Raw genomic sequence first — 19793 nt, forward strand, 5'->3', positions numbered from 1 at the left:
GTCTCGAAACGAGCCCTACGGGTTGATCTCGCTCAGGCTGCGCTTCATCGTGAGCGGGCCGCCGATGATCACCGCAGCCGCGACGATCGCGAGAGCCACCGCGACGATCGTGAACATCGGCCCGGCGCCCGATGCGTTGAGCACCGGCACGAGCACGAACGGCAGCGCGCCGCTCGACAGGCGCGAGAGCGAGTAGGTCCAGCCGACGGCGCTCGCCTTGTACTCGGTCGGGAAGATCTCGGCCTGGTAGATGTGGTACGCGTTCGAGAACACGTTGCTGATGACGGTCGTCAGGAATCCGAAGACCACGATCAGCGCTTCGACACGCGACGTGGCGAACAGCAGACCGGATGCCGCGAGCGCGACCAGCGACCCCACGATCAGCCACTTGCGCTCGATCTTCGCCAGCAGCGGCGTCGACAGCAGCGACCCGAGCGGGTAGCCGAGGTACGACAGCGCGACATAGAGCAGCGATGATGTCGTGTCGTACCCCCGGGCGACCAGCGTGAGCGCCGCGAGCGTTCCGAAGCCGTAGTAGCCGAAGGTCTGGAAGAGGTGGAAGATCACCAGCATCACGAGGCGGCCGCGGTAGGGCGGGCGCCACAGGCTGCCCCGCTGCGGCACGGCCGCAGCGGAAGCGTCACCGGGGCCGGGGCCGGTGCCGGGCACAGAGGCAGAACCAGAAGCGGGCACGGATGCCTGCGCCGGCGCCGCCCCCGCCGCCGAGCGGTCGATCGGCTGCAGCTCGACGCGCGACCCGCGGGCGAAGTCGGCCAGCGAAGCATCCGCCTCGTCGAATCGCCCGACCCGGTTGAGCCACCGCGGCGATTCGGGAAGGCCGCGCCGCAGGAAGACCACGCAGATCGCGCCGACGGCGCCGAGGCCGAGCAGCCAGCGCCAGCCGGTGATGCCGAAGAGCGGGTGGGCGTTGAGCCCGAGTGCGAGGAAGCCGACGGCCGGCACGGCGAGGAACGAGAAGGTGTACGCCCAGCTGGCCATGCGGCCGCGCCATTCCCTGGGCAGGGTCTCGGAGAGGTATGCGTCGCTCACGGGGTACTGCGCGCCGACGCCGATGCCGGCGATGAAGCGGCAGGCGACCAGCATCCACGCGTTGACGCTGAAGGCGCCGATCAGCGACCACGCCGAGTACCAGACCAGGGTCCACAGGAAGGTGGGGCGGCGACCGATGCGGTCGGCGAGGTTCCCGAACGCCGCGGCGCCTACGAACATGCCGATGAAGGCCGAGGCGAGCAGCAGCTGCTGCTGAGTGCCCGTGACCTTGAAGGCCGTGAGCGCGGTGCCGATCGTGCCCGAGAGGAACACCTCGTACAGGTCGAAGAACAGCCCGAGGCCGACGGCGATGACGACGCGCCAGTGCGTGCGGCCGACGGGCAGATCGTCGAGCTGCGCGTCGAAGGTTCTGGTCGAGGCATCCGCCAAGGTCATTGCCACTACTCCCTTGTATGAGGCAGGTTGCTGTCGGCCGGTCGGGGCCGGGCGAGCTGGGTGTCGCAGATGTCCGTATGGTGGACTGCAAACCGTATTGTGGTCAAACTGTAGCCGATAAACCAGCCCACGTCAGGGAGTCGATGTTGACCGATCCAGAAGGCGCCGCAGCCTCGGCGCCGCCGGCGCCGCTTGCCGGCATCCGCGTGCTCGAACTCGGCAACTTCATCGCCGCGCCGACCGCGGGCCGCCTGCTCGCCGACTTCGGCGCCGAGGTGATCAAGGTCGAGCGGCCGCGGGTCGGTGACGAGCTGCGCACCTGGCGGCTCTATGCGGGCAAGACCTCGATGCTCTATCGCACGATCAACCGCAACAAGAAGTCGATCTGCCTCGACTTGAAGTCGCAGGCGGGCCGCAGTGCCGTTCGTGAGCTGATTCGCGACACCGACGTGCTGCTCGAGAATTTCCGACCGGGGATGCTTGAGGCCTGGGGCCTGTCGCCTGAGAACCTCTCCGCCCTCAACCCCGAGCTCGTCATCGTGCGCATCTCGGCGTTCGGGCAGACGGGCCCTCGGGCCACAGAGCCCGGGTTCGGCGTCGTCGCCGAGGCCATGGGCGGGCTGCGCGAGCTGACCGGCGACCCCGACCGGGCGCCGTCGCGCGTCGGGGTGTCGATCGGCGACTCGCTCGCCGGGCTGCATGCGGCGTTCGGTGCGATGCTGCAGCTCTTCGATCGCGAGCGGCGGCGGGCTGCCGGGCGTGCGCCGGGGTCCGCGAACGAGCGCTCGGTGGACGTCGCGCTCTCTGAGTCGGTGCTGTCGGTGATGGAATCCCTGCTGCCCGACTACGACGCGTACGGCGTCGTGCGCGAGCGCACCGGCGGGCGCATGCAGGGCATTGCGCCGACGAACGCCTACCGCTGCGGAGACGGCCGCTCGGTCGTCATCGCCGGCAACGGCGACTCGATCTTCCAGCGCTTCATGCGCGTGATCGGCCGCGAGGACCTCGCCGCCGACCCGCGGCTGACGACGAACGCCGCCCGCTGGGAGATCCGCGACGAGCTCGACGCCGCCATCGAGGCCTGGACCACCCAGCGCACCGTCGACGAGGTGGTCGCCGCGCTCGCGGCGGCCGATGTGCCGGCGACGCCGATCTACACGGCGGAGCAGATCGTCGCCGACCCGCAGTTCCTCGCCCGCGACATGGTGCAGGCCGTGCCGGTGGTCGTCGAGGGCGACGAGCCGCGCGAGGTGCGGTTCCCGGGGGTCGTTCCCCGCGTGGGCGGAGTGCCGCGAGGCATCCGCAACCTCGGCCCTGATCTCGGTGAGCACACGCGCGAGGTCCTCAGCGCGCTGCCTCTTTCTGCTGCTGATCTGGAGGAGCTGCTCGCTGCGGCTGATGGAGGTGCGCGATGACGGATGCCGGTGCCGCTGTCTTTGCAGACGAGGTGCTCGCCGCGGCCGAGCTGCGGGACGTGACCCTGCGCGACGGGCTGCAGCTGACGGGGAAGGTGCTGCCGACCGAGCACAAGCTGCGCGTCGCGCGGGGGCTCTTGGCGGCCGGGGTGCCGTCGATCGAGATCGGTGCGATGGCGCGGCCCGACCTCGTGCCGCCGATGGCCAACACCCTCGAGGTGATCGCCGGGCTGACCGCTGCCGAGCTCGAGCGGTCGTGGGTGTGGGTGGCGACCCCGCGAAGCATCCGTCGCGCTCTGGATGCCGGCGCGCGCAACTTCTCGTACTGCCTCTCGGTGAGCGACGCGCACAATCGCGCCAACGTTGGGCGCTCGACGCGAGAGAGCGTCGACGCGATGGCCGAGGCGATCTCGCTCGTGCACGCGGCGGGCGGTCGCATTCAGCTGACGCTCGCGACGACGTTCACCTGCCCGTTCGAGGGAGTGATCGACCCGTCGCGGGTGCTCGCGATAGCGAATGACCCAGCCACCGAGGGCGCGGACGACATCGTGCTCTGCGACACCATCGGGCAGGCGGTGCCGGCGCAGGTGTCGTCGCTGGTGTCGCTGGTGCGGGACGAGTCGCCTGCGCGGCGCATCGCGTTCCATGGGCACGACACGTGGGGCCTAGGCGTCGCGAACACGATCGCGGCCGTGCAGGCCGGGGCGACCATGGTCGACGGGGCGCTCGGCGGCCTGGGAGGGTGCCCGTTCGCGCCGGGGGCGAGCGGCAACACCTCATCAGAGGACATCGCCTTCGGGCTGCGGCCGTCGTGGCTGACGCCGTCGACGTTCGAATCGCTGCTCACGCTGGGCGAGGGAGTGCTCGAGGCCGTCGGCGAGAAGAACCGCTCTCGCACGGCCGAGGGCGCGCGCCGCGGCGCCCCGACCTTCGAGTGGGTGCGCCCCGCCTAGCTCGCGCTTGTGCTGGTCGACTCGGCGAAGCCGAATGGACGCCGCGCGTCCCGGCGCGACGCGGAGCACCGACACATCACCCGTCGCGCAATTTGTGCAAACTGCCGCAGGTTGCCCAACGTGGGCCTTTTGCGGAGCGGAGAACGCGTCACTCCGGCGCGCGGTGGCTTCATTCGCGTTGAGCCCCGTGCACCCTCGGCGTAGCCTCGCGGCCATGGTCGTCGGCATTCTGTCCAGCGTCGCGTTCGTCGCGACCGTCGATCTGGACCGAGCGGAAGAATTTTATGGCGGCGTGCTCGGGCTAGAGCTGCGCGACGAGCGCCCGTTCGCCCTGTCAGCAGAAGTGGGTGGTGCCCAGCTGCGGGTGACCTTGGTCGACGCGGTGTCGGTCGCCCCCTACACCGTCTTCGGGCTCGTCGTTGCTGACATCGAGAGCGCGGTGGACGAGCTCGCGGGCAAAGGTGTCCGATTCACCCGGTATGACGGGATGGACCAAGACGACCGGGGCATCTGGGACTCGCCGAGCGGCGCCCGAGTCGCTTGGTTCTTGGACCCGGATGGAAACAACCTGTCGTTGACGCAGGCCCCGGGTTAGCGCTGGTCGACTCGGCGTCGTCGCGCTGGTCGACTCGGCGAAGCCGAATGGAGACCGAGCTCAGCTAAGAATCCGCCCGCCGAGCAAGCGCGTGGCCTCGTGCGCGGCACTGACTACTGGCTCGGCCCATTCGGCAAAGGCATCCGTTGTCACGCGCAGCGACGGGCCGAGAACGTTGATCGCCCACGCGACCTGGCCCATCGAATCGAAGACCGGCGCCGAGATGCCGGATGCCCCCTCGGTGCGCTCGTCGTGGCTGACGGCGTAGCCGCGCTGGCGGGTCTCGCCGATCAGGCGGCGCAGCTCATCGCGGTCGGTGACGGTGTTGCTGGCGACGGGTTCGAGGGGTCCGTTGAGGACGCGCTCGGCGGCATCCGGGTCCCACGCGAGCAGCACGCGCCCGGCCGAGCCGGCGTGCAGCGGCATGATCTTGCCGACGTGCATCTCGCGCTGGATCGCGTGGCGGGTCGGGGCAACGGCGACGCATACGCGCACGTCGCCTTCGCGAATGAAGAGGGCGGTCGTCTCGCCGGTCAGGTCGCGCAGGCGGCGCAGCACAGGCTGGATCACCTCGAGCGCATCGAGCCCCTGCGTGGCCGGCGCGGCCCAGAACGCGAGGTTGAGGCCGATGCGGTAGCGGTCGCCGCGCCGGGTGAGGAACCCCTCGGCGACGAGGTTGGCGACGAGGCGCTGCACGGTCGTGGCGGGGAACCCGGTGCTGCGGCGGATCTCGGCGAGTGTGAGTTCGGGCGTCGCGAGGCTGAAGGCGTCGAGGATGCCGCGGATCTTCGCGAGCACCAAGAGAGGTGCGCCGCGTGAGGGCTCGCGGTTCGCCTCGTCGCTGTCGACTTTCGCCATGGGGTCAGTTTGTCAGGCGCGTCAGAGAGCGGGGTTGTCAGACTGCCCGGCTCGTCAGCGGATGAGCTCGGCGCGCGGGTGCTTGCCGACCCAGGCGCGGTCGGCGGTCAGCGCAGGCAGCTGCAGCCGGTCAGCAAGGGCGAGGCAGAGTCGGTCGGCGAGCGACAGGCCCTCGCCTGCTTTCCAGAGCTGGGCAGCGCGTTCCGCGTCGTCTTCGAGCACGGGAACGACGGTCAGCCCGTAGCTGCGCAGAAATCCGCGGGCCGTGTCCCAGGGGAAGTCGAACGCCTTCACCTTCTGCGCGACCTCGGCCCAGTTGGCCGCGCTGCAGAATCCGCCCGTAGTCAGCGCGTGTTCCACGCCTTCCCACCCCGGCTCGCGCTTCAGCAGGGCGATGAGTGCAGACGCGTCGAAGACGGCGCCCGTCATGACTCGCCGCGGTCCTCGCGCGCTGCCTCGGCGCGACGCTCGGCGAACAGCTCTTCCAAGATGTTGGTGTCCGAGAGCTTTGCCTGGATCTGCTTCAACAGCTCGGAGCGCTCGACAAGCAACACACCGTCGGCGGTCTCGACGGCAATCAGAACGCTCCCCTCGGCCCAGTTGTGCCGGGCGCGCACGTCAGCGGGGAGCACGACTCGCCCCTTGTTTCCCACCGTCATGTGGAAGGTGCCACTCATGGCGGGAAGGTACCACTTTCCGATTCATGCCGTCAGGGTATGGGCGACAACCGACACGGCGGCGGCGCCCGATCGATTGCGTGGACAACCGATCGAGCGCCGTACCTGTGCTGGGGAAGTCACGCGCACTGACGACTACAGCCCGGCCTGCTTCACGCCGTACTCGGCCTGAGCCTGCGTGAAGCCCGCGCCGTAGCTCGAGGTGAGCTGCTCGATCAGCGAGTTGTGCGAGAAACCCATGCCGCTCGCGATGTAGTTCTTCGCCGATTCGGCTGCCTGCGCGTTCCAGTCGGCTCCCGCGTGGTCCGCCGCCCAGGTTGCGTCTGCGAGCGAGAATCCGTTGCCGTAGGCGGAGCTCAGCTGCTCAATCAGACCTGCGCGAGAGAATCCCTGGCCGTCGGCGAGGTAGTTCTGGGCGGCGATGAGCGCCTGGTCCTGGCTGGGGGTCGTCTTCGGCTTCGGTGCTGCCGCGGTCAAGGTAACCGAATCGCCCTGGTGCACGACGGATCCCGGTGCGGGCTGCTGACTCGTCACCACATCGGTTTGCGGCTCACCGGTCGTCTCATCGGCGAGCAGGCCGGCGTCGGTGAGCGCGTCGTTCGCGGCACTGAGGGTCTTGCCGGTGAGGTCGGGCAGCGTCACCGCCGTGTCGGCGAGATCCTGAGTGTTCACGGCCATGTCGTAGTTCCCCGACCGGCACAGCAAGGCGGCCGTCGAGTCGGTGAAGAGACTGCAGTCATGCGATGGCGCCGGCGTTGAAGCATCCGTCTTCACGCTCTGCGATGCGACCGGCGCGCCGCCTGCCTTGCCTGCGTTCGCGCTCGCCGGGTGCACCGAGCCGAGCACGATGCCGAGCACGATGACGGCGGCGCTGGTGATCCAGGCGACCTTGCGCGCGGTCTTGCTCTCGGCACCCGCGAGCGGGCTGCCGAGCTTGTCGCGCTGGGCTCCGGCGAGGGTGATGATCAGGTCGATCAGGGCCCACACGCCGAAGCCGCCCGCAGTGACGAGCTTGAGGATGCCGGTGCCGACCTTGCCGAGATAGAAGCGGTCGACGCCGAGGCCGCCGAGCAGCAGGGCGAGGATCCAGGTGACGGTGAACGACTTGGTGCTCGTGGTGGCGGGGCCGGCGCCGGGGTTCTGCTGCGGCGGGTAGGGCGGCGGCGGGGTCGGGCCCGGCTTCGGCGCGTAGGGCTGCGTGGTTGCGTTGGACATTTCGTGCGGCTTTCTTTCGAACGGATGCCGCGAGCGGAGGTGCTCGAGGCGAGCGAGCACGTTTCCGGGCACCACCGACATCGGCGGCCGCAAATTGTCCAAAACGCCCGGTATTGGGCGGAATTACCCCCGGAGTGGGGGAGCGCCGTAGAACGCGGTTTCGAGAATTACTCGGGTGTAGGTGTTCGGGTGTAATCGTAGAAGGCGCGGCGAGAGCGACTGCGTGGAGAGAGGAATGCGTGGACGCATCGGTAAGTGGTGACGCAGGGGTGAGGGCGTGGGCGTTCAGGCTGGCGACAGGCCCGCGGCGCAATATCAGCCACGACGGATATGCGGACGATGCGCCACGTTCATATCAGTGGGATTCCAAAGTGGCGAATTCTGATGGGCCGTCGGTTGGCGACGTAATCGTCCTGTGGTCCGAGCATGGCTCGCTCGGGTACTCGCGGATTGACACGATCGACCGCGACAACGGGACCAAGACGGGGTACCGGTGCCCGAACTGCCACAGGGCGAAGATCTTCTATCGCGCGTCCAAGCGGCCGGTCTATCGGTGTCAGGACTGCAAGCGCGAGTTCAACGATCCCGAAGTGATCGCGCAGGAGGTCACGATCTACCGCGCTCACTACGGGAAGGGGTGGACTGCGCTCAGCTCCCTGGCTCCAGACCAGGTGCGACGCTTGGCCCTCGAGAGGAAGTCGATCAACAGTATCCGCGAGCTGGACATGACGGCTCTTAGAGCGGCTGTACGGCATCCCCGCTTCTAAACGGGGTCCACCTGCGCGCGGCCGTGCCCTCTAGAGGTAGTTCGCAAGGTGACGGCCGATGGCCGCGCCCAGCGGGATCGGGACAGCGTTACCGATCTGGCGCGCGATTTCCGTTTTCGTTCCCATGAACCGGTAGCTGTCCGGGAAGCCCTGAAGGGTAGCCGCCTCGTAGTGCGTGATGGCCCGGTCTTCCTCAGGGTGCAGATATCGGCCCTTCTCGGGCTTGAAGAACTCGGTTCGGATGGTAACCGACGGCTTGTCCCAATGCAGTCGCCCCATGACGTCGCCGGTGCCGGTCTTGTGCTTGATCCAGCACGGAGGAAGCAGATGCTCGGGGATATCGAAGCGGTTGCCTTTTGGGGGGATAGCCGCGAAGCGCTCGAGCGACTTGTCGGTGTAGTGACGGGTCACGTGGAGCTCGGGGGACGCGTACGGTCCGGATACCGCTTGACCCGTGATGACTCGTACGCGGCCAGCGGGGAGATCGACGAGGTTGACGGACGGATTTATCCGCCGCTCCGTAAACGCAGCATCGACGTCCACGTACCGGTTGGGTCGACCTGGCCCGTGCGTGGGCTCGGGGAAACCGGGAGCCTCCTGGTCATCGCGCCAGCCGATGATCACCGTCCTCTTCCGAGCCTGCGCTGCACCGAAGTCAGCTGCATTGAGCACGCGGGAATCGAAGTGATAGTTCGAGAGCATGCCGTCCGGCGAGGTCTCGCGCATGAAGTCCTCGTACTGTGGCGATTTGGTGAAGGCGGCAACGTTTTCGACGACGAAGTATTTCGGCTGCGCGCGAAAAACGGTCTCGGCATACTGTCGCCAGAGGAAGTTCCGGGTGTCTTCTGCGTCTTGCTTGCCGAGAGTTGAAAAGCCTTGGCAGGGGGGCCCGCCGATCACGACGTCGACCTGTGGGACTTCCTCTTCGGCAAGCCAGTCCTGAATCGGGCCGGTGAAGACCACGTTTTTCCCGTGGTTCTCGGCGTAGGTCGCGGCCGCCGCGACGTCCATCTCGACCGCCCTGACGGTGACGAACCTCGGCGAACCGTTGTGGAACCCTTCGCTCATGCCCCCCGCGCCCGCGAAGAGGTCCAGGATGCGGATCGGATCGAGATCGACGTAGGGGCTCACGCTTTCATCTTGACTCAACGCTGGCAGGTGATCGTGCACCGGTCGGCGTCTGCTTGACGCGCCCTGGCCGGGGAGCTCAGGCATCCGGGTGACCTCTCAGTAGGAACGCGCGCATGCCGTCATCGGTCAAGAGGTGGCGCGATTGCGAATCGAGACCGACCGAACTGGTCGGCCACGGTCGCCACGCTCGCCCCGGCAAGGATTTGCTGGGATGCCTGGAGCGCTTCCAAGGGGGAGAGGGCGTGTCCTTTGTGAGTGACTCGCGCGCCCTCCTGCGCGCTGGGGTCGAGGCCTAGAAGCTCGATGCTCAGGAGGCGGATGACTTCCCGCATGGGAATATCAGTGCGAGCCGCGATATCGAATGGCGACTCGCCCGCCGAGTATTTGCTGAGCAGAGCCTTACCCGAAGAGAGCGATGGAGGTTCCGTCGCAACAGCGGACGACGCCGGTTGCTCCGGTTGCGGGTCTTCGAGGGCGGGCTCTGCTTCGCGAACACCTGCCGGCCTCGCCTGTGGCTGCTCGTCAAGGATCACGTGCCACGCAACAGCGAACGCCGGTAGCCCGAGGTGGTGCGCGATCTCTGGAACCGTGGCGCCCGCGCCTCGCATCTCGCTCACCCGAGCCTTGCCGTCCTGACCGAGGCCCGAGAAGTGCTGACGACCGGTCGCGGGGTCGGCGACAGCGATCCCGTGGCATTCGGACGCAAGTACCGACACGACTTCTGCCTGACTCAGCCCGGTCGAGTACGCGATCTCGAACGGAGGCCGCCCTCGCCGATAGGCGGTCACGATTCCGTCACGGACTTGGGCGGCGTATCTGGGCTGCTTCTTCCAGTCGTCCAGAGCATCATCCGTTTGGACCTGCACGTCACGGGGGTGTGTCGGCTCACTTCCCGCCGCGTCCGCGTTGGCAGCATCAGGACGTCGGGCGATGCCGCTTCCGGTCGATGCCAACCATTCCTTGCGGAACTTGTCTCGGCTGACGATCTGCGAGGCGATCGCGAACGGGGTGCGACCCACCGCGTGTGCAATCGCTGTGACTCCAGCTCCTTCTCGAATCATCGACAGGATGGTCATGAGATCCACATCGGAGTAACGCTGCCCCTGCTGGTATGCATCTGCGCTGTGCTTCGACGTCTCGTCCAACTGGAAGACGGTCATGCACAGCATGACGACGACGTCACGACTGTCTATGCCCCATGCGGCGGCGATACGTTGCGGAGTCGCTCCGCCTCGGAACCTGGACGCCACATCCGCGCTTACGAACTCGGGGTAGTCCGTCCATGCATTCTTCGGGATCTCGTTGCTCGTGCTATTGGTCGCGGGTCCCTTTACGCCACGGGTTTTGTCGGGAGCGATTGCCACTTGGGCCGACTCTGAAGACCCAGGGGGTACGCCGGCCGCGGTGGTGCCCTGATCATCTCGGGAGCGGCTTGACGCCGGGAGTCGGGCCGGTGCGGAGGGCGCGTTCTGCTGGCGTCTGCGTTTGCGCTTGCCGGGGTCGACCTCATTCGATCGGGCCACGGCTTGCACTGCCCATCTGACAAGGGAATCGAGGCCGTCCGCGTCGATCATGTCTGTGATCGAACTCGGAGTAGATTGCCACGGTCGCCGAGCTGAGAAAGCTCGTCCTGCGCTCCGCTCGCTTTCGCCCGTGGTAAGGAACTCGGCGAGGAAGCGCCGACGCTTCGGCGCCCGCAGTTGCGCGAGGGCGGACTTTTCGAGCTGGCGGATGCGCTCACGCGTGACGCCGAACATCTCGCCGATGCTGTCGAGAGTCCATTGCCGTCCATCCACGAGTCCTGCCCGAAGACGGAGGATGTCTGCTTCGCGTTGGGGCAGGTCGAGTAGCAGTTGTTCTAGGGCGGGCTTGAGCGACGCCGCTGCGAACGCTTCGTCCAGAGAGGCTGCATCGCCGTCGACGAGGAGGTCGGCGACCGTGCTTCCGTCCGACTCGGAAGATCTGAGCGGTGTGTCGAGCGACAGCACGGGTCGGTCGTAGCTGAACAGGCGCTCGACTTCGCGAATGTCTTTCGCGACAGCCTGCGCGAGTTCACCGATCAGGGGCTCGCGGCCTGTTGCGTGCTCAAGTTTCGTCCTCGCGCTTCGAAGCCTGCCGATGTCCTCGTTGACGTGCACCGGAACGCGGATCAACCGGCCACGGTCGGCGATCGCTCGCGTGATCGACTGGCGAATCCACCACGTGGCGTATGTCGAGAATTTGTTCCCCAGCGAGTAGTCGAACATCTCGATCGCACGCAGAAGCCCGATGTTGCCTTCCTGAATCAGGTCGAGGAACGGCACGCCGCTGCGCAAGAACCGCTTGGCGATCGAGACCACGAGCCGGAGGTTCGCGTGCGCCATTCGCCGGTAGGCATTCCGTCCTTGCCGAGCGAGAAGAGTGAGCTCGCGCCGGTACGCCGAACTCGAGCCGGCAGTGGCTGGCTGCGCCAGCCGACCTTGCGCGACGACACCGACTTCGATCTCTTTGGCGAGAGAGACCTCTTCCTCTGCAGTGAGAAGCGGTGCTCGGCCTATCGTCCGCAGATAGTCCTTGATCGGGTCGGCGCTGACAGGGCGGATGTTCTTCCAGCGCTCAGGGAGATCCCTGTCGACACGGTCGATGATGAAGCCTTCATCATCGACCTTCACGCTAAAGGGACTTCATCACCGACTTCCCAGTCGTCGAAGTCGATTTCGTCTTGGGCAGAAGCACGAGTCTCGCGAGACTCGCCGGCGTCATACGCGTCCTTGTCGATCTGTTGGAATGTTGCCGCGGCCAAGACCGTGTGGATGCGCTCGATCTGGTCGATGGTGCTCTGCTGCAGATGCCCACGTTCGAGCTTGTCCTGGAGCTGCAGAACGATCGACGTCTTGAAGAATGCGGCGTCGCCGCCGTGCACTCCTTGCAGTTGTTTGCGATATCCCTCATTGAGCCACAGGGTCGCCTTCGCGTGTTCGAGCTCGAACAGTCGGCCCGGGCCGAGCGGCTTCCAAAGCACCCTTAGAGTGTTTCCGTCTTCACGGAATCCGAACTCGCCGTCGAGCGCCCCGATGACGGCCTGCGGCAACCCCTCGGTGATTCGGGCGACAGGCTTCGGTCCGCGGTCGCGCTGGGTGCCTGTCCGGAAGGTTTCGCGGGCTTTCGAGATGAACGACTGGAAGGTTCGGCCGTCTGCTGATGTCGCGTGCTCGATCGCATGAACCGCGTTGCCGGTTAGCACTACGCCGTTCTTCTCGGGATTGATGCGCACGTCCGTGAGTAGCTCGTCCGTCAGTTCAATCGCGACGCGAGCGAGCTGCAAATCGTTCGAACGCGAAGGAAGAAGATTGAGCCATCCGCTCGAATGCTGAAGGCGGTCGTTCCGGTAGACATACACGCCTTGCCACTCGGCGCGAGGGCGACCGAGCAGTTTGGCTGCTGGGCCTTGGTTGCTCGGTTGCAAGATGTGGCAGCTGAACCGCAGCGTCGCGCCGCGCGCCGTCGTCGCTTCGAGCTCAAGCGGGTAGCCCGTAGCCCCCGGCGTGAAGCCGAAAGGGTCGATCGGTTGGACCTTGATCGGCGCACCGTCACCGAATGTGGTGTCGTACTGCTGAAGAACGATGGTGATGCCGTCGCGAGCCAGGATGCGATGGAACGTCAGTCCAAGCTCATGACCTAGTGATGTGAAGACCTTGTCAAGCCACGTGCGTCGCTCGACATCTGTCCCGCCTTCAAAGACTGAGTGCAAGTGGTCCCACTCGATTACCGTTCCACTCTCCACCGAGGCGAAGGGGCCGGCGATCCGAGTGAAGCCCTTGTTCGCAGCGAGCTGGGACAGCACCTCGGCGCTGAATCCCCCTTGCGTGAGCCTCATCGCGTGCGTCGGTTCGAAGCCGCAACGCGTATAGACCGTCAGGCGGCCGGCCTGACTCAACGAAGCGGCTTTGAGCCCGACGCCGAAGTGGCCGTGATCAGTGCCGGCGTAATCTCGCCGAGCACCCAATTGCATCGCCTTGGCGAGTTGAGACGCTGACATCCCGACGCCGTCGTCGTGCATGCGGACGCCGATCAGCTTGTTGTCGTCGGTGACGAAGCGGGCAAGGAACCGCGTTGCGCCCTTGTCGATCGAATTGTCGATGAGGTCCGCCATGGCCGATGCGAGGTCGTGGCCCGCGCCAATCGCGCTCAGGATCGATGGGTCCGGTGCTAGGTCGATGACCTCGGTGACATCGTCATCGGCCGCGGCGGCCTTCTTCTTGGGCGCACGCTTCGTTGCCGATGCCGCCTTGCCGGTTGCCTTCTTCGCCGCAGCACGCTTCCGCGCCCGGGTGAGCGTCTCTTCCACCTCGGGGGGTTCCGGCGTTACTGACTTCGATGCCACGTTCGGATGCTAGGCGCGGCCTCTGACATCCGTGACTCCGGATCCGGATGTGAGCAGCCCATGAAGTACCCCAGTCCGGGGGAACCGTCACCGTTGCATCGCCCATCGCGCCAAAGTGCGCTCTCCTCAAATCGGCCGATCGTATAGAAAGAGAAGGCGCGCGGTTGACCACTCGCCGCGGCGAGGGAAGGAACACGTGCCCAAGCGCAAGCTCATCGAAGTCGCTCTGCCTCTCGAAGAGATCAACAAGCAGTCGGCGCGCGAGAAGTCGATCCGTCACGGGCACCCCAGCACGCTTCACCTGTGGTGGGCACGACGCCCTCTCGCGACCGCGCGCGCGGTGCTCTTCGCGCAGCTCGTCGACGACCCGAGCGAGAACGCCGACGAGTACCGGGAAGAGGCGATCCGTCACGGTGAGGCCGACATCGACGACTACGTCGATCGTCGCATCGCCGCCGAGCGCGAACGGCTCTTCGATCTCATCCGTCGCATGGTCGACTGGGACAATCTCAACGACGAGGCCCTCTTCGACCAGGTGCGCGCCGAGATCCTGCGCTCCACCGACGGGCGTCCGCCCGCCATCCTCGACCCGTTCGCCGGCGGCGGCACTATTCCGCTCGAGGCGCAGAGACTGGGTCTCGAAGCGCACGCCAGCGACCTGAACCCTGTGGCGGTGCTGATCAACAAGGCGTTGATCGAGATTCCGCCGAAGTTCGCAGGGCGGCCGCCCGTGTTTCCCGATGCCGCGGGCCAGCGCAATTCGTGGCCCAAGGCGACCGGGCTCGCCGAAGACGTGCGCCGGTACGGGCAGTGGATGCGCGACGAGGCCGAGCGGCGTATCGGGCATCTCTACCCGAAGGCAACGCTCAAGGATGGTTCCAAGGCGACCGTCATCGCTTGGATCTGGGCCCGCACCGTCACCTGCCCGAACCCGGCCTGCGGCATCGAGATGCCGCTGGTGCGCTCTTGGTGGCTCGGCGAGAAGAAGGGGAAGGAGGCCTACGTCGTCCACCGCGTTGTGGACGGCAAGGTCGAGTTCGGCATCGGACACGATCCGAAGCTCGGGCCGAAAGGCACCGATGACGGGACAGTCGGGCGCCTCGGGGCGAAGTGCATCTCGTGCGGCACCGCCGTCCCGCTCGAATACGTTCGCGTGCAGAGCCGGCGGGACGGACTGGGTGCACAGCTTATGGCCGTCGTCGCCGAAGGCCAACGTTCGCGCATCTACCTAGCAGCGACCGAGGAGCACATCGCTGCCGCCGAAGCAGCTCACCCGACTGACGTGCCACAGGGCGAGCTGTTCGATTGGCCGGGACGAATCAACGTGGTGCGTTACGGCCTCACGACCTTTGCGTCGCTGTTCACGAATCGGCAGCTGACGGCGCTGACGACGTTCAGCGACCTCGTCGGTGAGGCGCGCGAACGCGTGCTGGCGGATGCCACGGCGGGCGGACTTGCCGACGGATCCGGCCTCGAGGCTGGCGGCGCGGCCGCCGCCGCGTACGCCGACGCGATCGCCACCTACCTCGGGCTTGGCGTCAGTCGTACGACTGATCTCGGCAATTCACTCGCGACCTGGTCCAACAGTCGCGACCAGTCTCGGAATCTCTTTGCACGGCAGGCGATCCCGATGGCATGGGATTTCGTAGAGAACTCGCCACTCTCCGGTGCTGCGGGCGACGTCGGCGTTGCGCTTGAGTCATTGACCAATGCCCTGACTCGACTTCCGGCCAGTCCACCGGGCGAAGCGGTACAGGCAGACGCAGCCGCACGGGACTATACGAATGTGCTGATCTCGACGGATCCGCCGTACTACGACAACATCGGCTATTCGGATCTTTCGGACTTTTTCTACGTTTGGCTGAGGCGCGCGCTCCGCAATGTGCATGCTCGGCTTCTCGGGACGATGTTGGTGCCGAAGGCGGACGAGCTCGTCGCCAATCCATACCGTCATGGCGGCCGAGACGGTGCACAAGAGTTTTTCGAGACAGGGTTCGAGAACGTCTTCGAGCACGCTCGCGAGACCGCGAGCGATGATTATCCGATCGCCGTCTTCTACGCGTTCAAGCAGTCGGAACTCGAATCCGAAGGCCTTGCGTCGACGGGCTGGGAGACGATCCTGGGTGGCATGATCCGCGCGGGCTGGATGATCACCGCGACATGGCCAGTGCGCTCCGAGCGCGCAGGGCGGATGATCTCCGTCGGAACCAACGCCCTGGCATCGTCGATCGTCCTCGCTCTTCGCCCTCGCCCCGAGACGGCCGCGATCATCGATCGTCGCGGGCTCGTCTCCGAGCTGCGCAGCGCCCTCCCGAACGCGCTCCGCGATCTGCAGCAGGGCGGCATCGCGCCGGTCGACCTCGCGCAGGCTGCGATTGGCCCCGGTATGGCGATTTTCTCGAAGTACGCGAAGGTGATCGAGCCGAACGGCGAGCCGATGTCGGTGCGCGAGGCGCTGCGGCAGATCAACGCGATTCTCGACGAGGTCCTCTCGGAGCAGGAGGGTGACTTCGACGGCGACACCCGCTGGTGCGTGGCGTGGTTCGAGCAGCACGGCTTCGAGGCATCCGCTTATGGCGAAGCCGAAACGCTCGCGAACGCGAAGAACGCGTCGATCTCGGGTCTTGCGCACTCGGGCGTGCTCTCGAGCGGGGCGGGCAAGGTGAAGCTGTTCGCTCCGGACGAGCTGCCCGACGGCTACGACCCGATGACCGACGACCGCATCTCGTTGTGGGAGGTCGTGCTGCACCTGGCGAAGACGCTGAGCGGGTCGGGGCTGGACGCAGCCGGGCGGATTCTGGCGCGCGCCGAGCAGCGCGGCGTCGACACGACCGCGGCGCACGAGTTGGCCTATCGCCTGTTCGCGATCGCGGACAAGCGGGGGATGACCCAGGCGGGCATCCTCTTCAACTCATTGGGATCGTCGTGGTCAGAAGTGCGCACGGCGGCCGACGCCGCGGTGTCAGCAGCTCCCGCTAGCGTCAGCAGCGAACTCGACTTCGACTCACTTCTGGAGGCGTGACACATGGCCGTGCGCAGCAATCTCGACCGGGTGGGTGACGCGCTCGACGTGGTGAGCGCGGCGCTCGAGCCGTTCATCGCACGAGTGCTCGGGCCGCACCTGCCGGCCGGGGTCAGCGACTGGACCGCGCTGCTCGCGGCGAAGGACGGGATCGACGGCAAGGCATACTCGCCGAGCGACCCGCAGGTGCAGCTGCGGGTGCTCACGGAGCGGATGGGAGGCCTCGGCTTCCCATTCTCCGACTACTTGAGTCGAGCCGAGCAGAACCTCGCAGGTGAGCTGCGCTCGAATCGTGATGCCTGGGCACACCGGCTGCCGTTCAGCGCCGACGATGCCTACAGAGCGCTCGACACCGCCGAGCGGCTGATGCGCGCGATCAATGCGAGCTCGGCCGCCGACACGCTGCGCCGGTCGAAGCTCGACCTGCAGCGCACGACGTACGCGGAGGAGACGCGCCGTGACACCCGCGCGGCCCAGATGCCCGGGCTCGCCGCCGCCGACCTCACGCCGTGGCGCGAGGTGCTGCAGCCGCACCCCGACATCGCGTCGAACAACTTCGCGCGCGCGGAATTCGCGGCGGACCTGCATCAGGTGGCGACCGGCGGCGAGGCATCCGCCGACTACAACGACCCCGTCGAGTTCTTCCACCGCACGTTCCTGACGGACGGGTTGAAGACGTTGCTCAAGCTCGCCGCGCGGCGCGTGACCGGCGATCGCAACGCCGATCCGATCATCAACCTGCAGACCACCTTCGGCGGCGGCAAGACGCATTCGATGCTCGCCGTGTGGCACCTATTCAGCGGGCTGCCCCTGACCGCATTCCCGCAGGGCGTGCAAGACGCGCTCGACGAGGCGATCGCGCCGGACGCACTTGGACGACCGATGAGGCGTGTCGCGATCGTGGGCACCGAGCTGTCGCCCGGGCAGTCGTGGGTGAAGCCCGACGGCACCGAGATCCGCACGATCTGGGGCGAGTTGGCGTGGCAGCTCGGGGGCGGCGAGGGCTTCGCGATGGTGGCGGATGCCGACCGCACGTCGACCAGCCCGGGAAGCGCGCTCACCGAACTGCTGCAAAAATATGCGCCCGCGGTGATCTTGATCGACGAGTGGGTGGCGTACGCGCGTGGTCTCGCTGGCCGCGACGATCTCGTCGGCGGTTCCTTCGAATCGCAGTTCACCTTCGCGCAAGACCTAGCTCAGGCGGTGACCCGCACGCAGGGTGCCGTACTGCTGGTGTCCGTGCCCGCTTCGGACGTGCGCCGGGACGATGGCGAGCGGGACGCGAGCGAACTCGAGCTGGGCGGCTCGCGTGGGCGGGAGGCGCTGCAGCGGTTGCTGCACGTCATCGGCCGGCAGGCACACAACTGGACGCCGGCATCGAGCACCGAGTCGTTCGAGATCGTGAAGCGACGCCTCTTCCGCGAACCGGATGCGGAGGCCGCGCGCAAGATCGCGCTGACCGCGCGCCGTTTCATGGAGTTCTACCGGTCGAGTTCGGGCGAGCTGCCGCCCGAGACACGCGACGACGACTACGAACGTCGCATCCGGGTGGCTTACCCGATCCACCCCGAGTTGTTCGACCGGCTGTATGCCGACTGGTCGACGCTCGAGCGGTTCCAGCGCACGCGCGGCGTGCTGCGTCTGATGAGCGCCGTCGTGCACGCGCTCTATGCCGCAGGCGACGACTCGCCGCTCATAATGCCCGGCTCGCTGCCGCTCGACGCGCCTGCGGTGCGCGACGAGATCTCGAGCTACATCGAAGACACGTGGAAGTCGATCATCGAGAGCGACATCGACGGGTCGACCGCGGTGTCGTTCTACATCGACAAAGAGAAGCCACTGTTCGGCAATCGTGCGCTGACCCGCCGGATCGCGCGCGCCGGGTTCCTCGGCTCGGCTGCAACCCTACACACGGCCCACCGCGGGATCGAGCGCAAGCGCGTGTTCCTCGGCGTTGCGATGCCGGGCGACACGCTCGGCAACTTCGGCACGGCGCTGCAGCTGCTGTCGGAGCGATCGAGTTATCTCTACAACGAGAGCGACCGGCTCTGGTTCGACATCAAGCCGTCGCTCAACCGCAAGGCGGCGGAGCGTGCGTCGTTGTTCTCGGTCGACGCAGTGCATGCGGAGATCGTCAGTCGGCTGAAGCGTGAACTCCGATCGACTCCGGACTTTCCCGAGGTGGTGGTCGCACCGATCGACACCGCCGATCTCGCGGAATCCGATCGCGCGCGCCTGGTCTTGCTGCACCCACGGAACACCTACGACGGCAAGAGCGCCGAGACGCCGGCGCGGGTGTTCGTGCACGATCTCGCGACCAAGCGAGGGAACGCGCCGCGTGTGAACGCCAACACTTTCGTCGCGGTCGCGCCCGACCAGGCGCGAGTCGCAGAGCTCGAGCAAACGGTTCGCTCTTATCTGGCGTGGAGCGGGATCCGCGACGACAAGAACGCGCTCGACCTGACGCAGTCGCAGGTGAAGGAGGCCGGCGAGAAGGTCGAGGCGTTCAACACGACGATCGCGCAGCGGTTGCGCGAAACGTGGATCTGGGCGCTCTACCCCGAGCAGAACGACGGAGCCCAACCTCTGCGAATCGCCCAAAGGAAAGTCGACGGGGCGACGGGCGCGATCACGCAGTTCGTCGGCGAGCGGCTACGCAAGCTTGACCTGGTCTATCCGCGGTCATCGCCCGCCACTGTCGGGCTGGCGCTTCAGAACCACTTGAGGGCGAAGTGGAACGAGGGGCGCATCTCGGTCGGCGAACTGTGGGAGTACCACCAGCGTTACCCATATCTTGCGCGTCTGCGCGACAAAGCAGTGCTGACGGACGCGATCGAGTCCGTGATGCACGACGTTTCGTGGCATTCGACAGGGTTCGCACTCGCCGAGAGCTACAACGCCTCGACGGGAGACTTCACCGGTCTTCGGATTCCGTTCGAGGATTCCCTCGGGGCGATCACTGACGCCACGCTATTGGTGAAGCCTGAAATCGCTTTGGCGCAGCGCGAGCGAGAGAAGCAGTCGACGGTGGTCGATCCGCAGCCAGGGCCGGCCCCAGATCCGTCACCAGGCCCGGCACCGACGCCGGACCCTCCCACGGTCGTCACGGTGCCGAACGCCCGGTACAAGGGCGTGTTCGACGTGCTGGTGTCCGGCGATCTCCGAAGCCAGCTCACCGACGTCGTGGACGAACTGTTGCAGCACCTAAAATCGGCGGACCCGAACACGCTCGAGATTCGCATCACCGTCGACGCCGAGAAGCGCGAGGGCTTCTCGGACGACATCGTGCGCATCGTGCGGGAGAACGGCACAAATCTGGGCTTCACAAGCAGCCGGTTCACGGAACTCTGA

General features: G+C 66.6%; 13 protein-coding genes. 5 read left to right on the forward strand and 8 right to left on the reverse strand.

The genetic code is table 11. The features are described 5' to 3' along the window. Positions 1–15: 15 nt before the first annotated feature. Positions 16–1446 (reverse strand): MFS transporter, encoded by a 1431-nt coding sequence (locus tag ABD736_RS11100; RefSeq protein WP_344792247.1) that lies wholly within the window; start codon positions 1444–1446, stop codon positions 16–18. 143 nt (positions 1447–1589) lie between these two features. On the opposite strand from ABD736_RS11100, the gene ABD736_RS11105 reads away from it, so the two are divergent. From ABD736_RS11105 to ABD736_RS11115, 3 genes are all read left to right on the forward strand, one after another. Then, positions 1590–2861, forward strand: a complete 1272-nt coding sequence (locus tag ABD736_RS11105) for a CaiB/BaiF CoA transferase family protein (RefSeq protein WP_425555014.1) — start codon at positions 1590–1592, stop codon at positions 2859–2861. Further along, positions 2858–3814: a beta/alpha barrel domain-containing protein gene (locus ABD736_RS11110; RefSeq protein ID WP_344791830.1), complete on the forward strand. Its 957-nt coding sequence runs from the start codon at positions 2858–2860 to the stop codon at positions 3812–3814. Before ABD736_RS11105 ends, ABD736_RS11110 begins: the two co-directional genes overlap by 4 nt. Before the next feature lie 214 nt (positions 3815–4028). Then, a complete protein-coding gene (locus ABD736_RS11115) occupies positions 4029–4409 on the forward strand; it encodes a VOC family protein (protein WP_344791831.1) in 381 nt (126 codons plus the stop codon). A 60-nt stretch (positions 4410–4469) separates the two neighbouring features. Here the strand turns inward: ABD736_RS11115 and ABD736_RS11120 are convergent, their stop codons facing one another. The 7 genes from ABD736_RS11120 to ABD736_RS11150 form a co-directional block, all read right to left on the reverse strand. After that, positions 4470–5267, reverse strand: a complete 798-nt coding sequence (locus tag ABD736_RS11120; RefSeq protein WP_344791832.1) for an IclR family transcriptional regulator — start codon at positions 5265–5267, stop codon at positions 4470–4472. Positions 5268–5321: 54 nt separating this feature from the next. Beyond that, positions 5322–5696 (reverse strand): type II toxin-antitoxin system VapC family toxin, encoded by a 375-nt coding sequence (locus ABD736_RS11125; RefSeq protein ID WP_344791833.1) that lies wholly within the window; start codon positions 5694–5696, stop codon positions 5322–5324. Then, the gene (locus ABD736_RS11130; RefSeq protein ID WP_344791834.1) at positions 5693–5944 is read right to left on the reverse strand and encodes an AbrB/MazE/SpoVT family DNA-binding domain-containing protein; all 252 of its coding nucleotides are present in this window, start codon (positions 5942–5944) and stop codon (positions 5693–5695) included. The genes ABD736_RS11125 and ABD736_RS11130 overlap by 4 nt, the downstream gene beginning before the upstream one ends. A 135-nt stretch (positions 5945–6079) precedes the next feature. Then, the gene (locus ABD736_RS11135; protein ID WP_344791835.1) at positions 6080–7159 is read right to left on the reverse strand and encodes an Ltp family lipoprotein; all 1080 of its coding nucleotides are present in this window, start codon (positions 7157–7159) and stop codon (positions 6080–6082) included. 797 nt (positions 7160–7956) lie between these two features. Further along, positions 7957–9057 (reverse strand): DNA cytosine methyltransferase, encoded by a 1101-nt coding sequence (locus ABD736_RS11140; protein ID WP_344791836.1) that lies wholly within the window; start codon positions 9055–9057, stop codon positions 7957–7959. Positions 9058–9176: 119 nt separating this feature from the next. After that, on the reverse strand, positions 9177–11708 hold the full coding sequence (locus tag ABD736_RS11145) for a sigma-70 family RNA polymerase sigma factor (RefSeq protein WP_344791837.1): 2532 nt from the start codon (positions 11706–11708) through the stop codon (positions 9177–9179). After that, entirely contained in the window at positions 11705–13420 is a 1716-nt protein-coding gene (locus ABD736_RS11150; RefSeq protein WP_344791838.1) for an ATP-binding protein, read from the reverse strand. Before ABD736_RS11150 ends, ABD736_RS11145 begins: the two co-directional genes overlap by 4 nt. Before the next feature lie 196 nt (positions 13421–13616). On the opposite strand from ABD736_RS11150, the gene ABD736_RS11155 reads away from it, so the two are divergent. Beyond that, the gene (locus ABD736_RS11155; RefSeq protein ID WP_344791839.1) at positions 13617–16442 is read left to right on the forward strand and encodes a DUF1156 domain-containing protein; all 2826 of its coding nucleotides are present in this window, start codon (positions 13617–13619) and stop codon (positions 16440–16442) included. A gap of 3 nt (positions 16443–16445) precedes the next feature. Continuing rightward, positions 16446–19793: a DUF499 family protein gene (locus ABD736_RS11160; RefSeq protein ID WP_344791840.1), complete on the forward strand. Its 3348-nt coding sequence runs from the start codon at positions 16446–16448 to the stop codon at positions 19791–19793.

This window comes from Gryllotalpicola daejeonensis, assembly GCF_039538145.1.
In the GTDB taxonomy this organism is placed as follows: domain Bacteria; phylum Actinomycetota; class Actinomycetes; order Actinomycetales; family Microbacteriaceae; genus Gryllotalpicola; species Gryllotalpicola daejeonensis.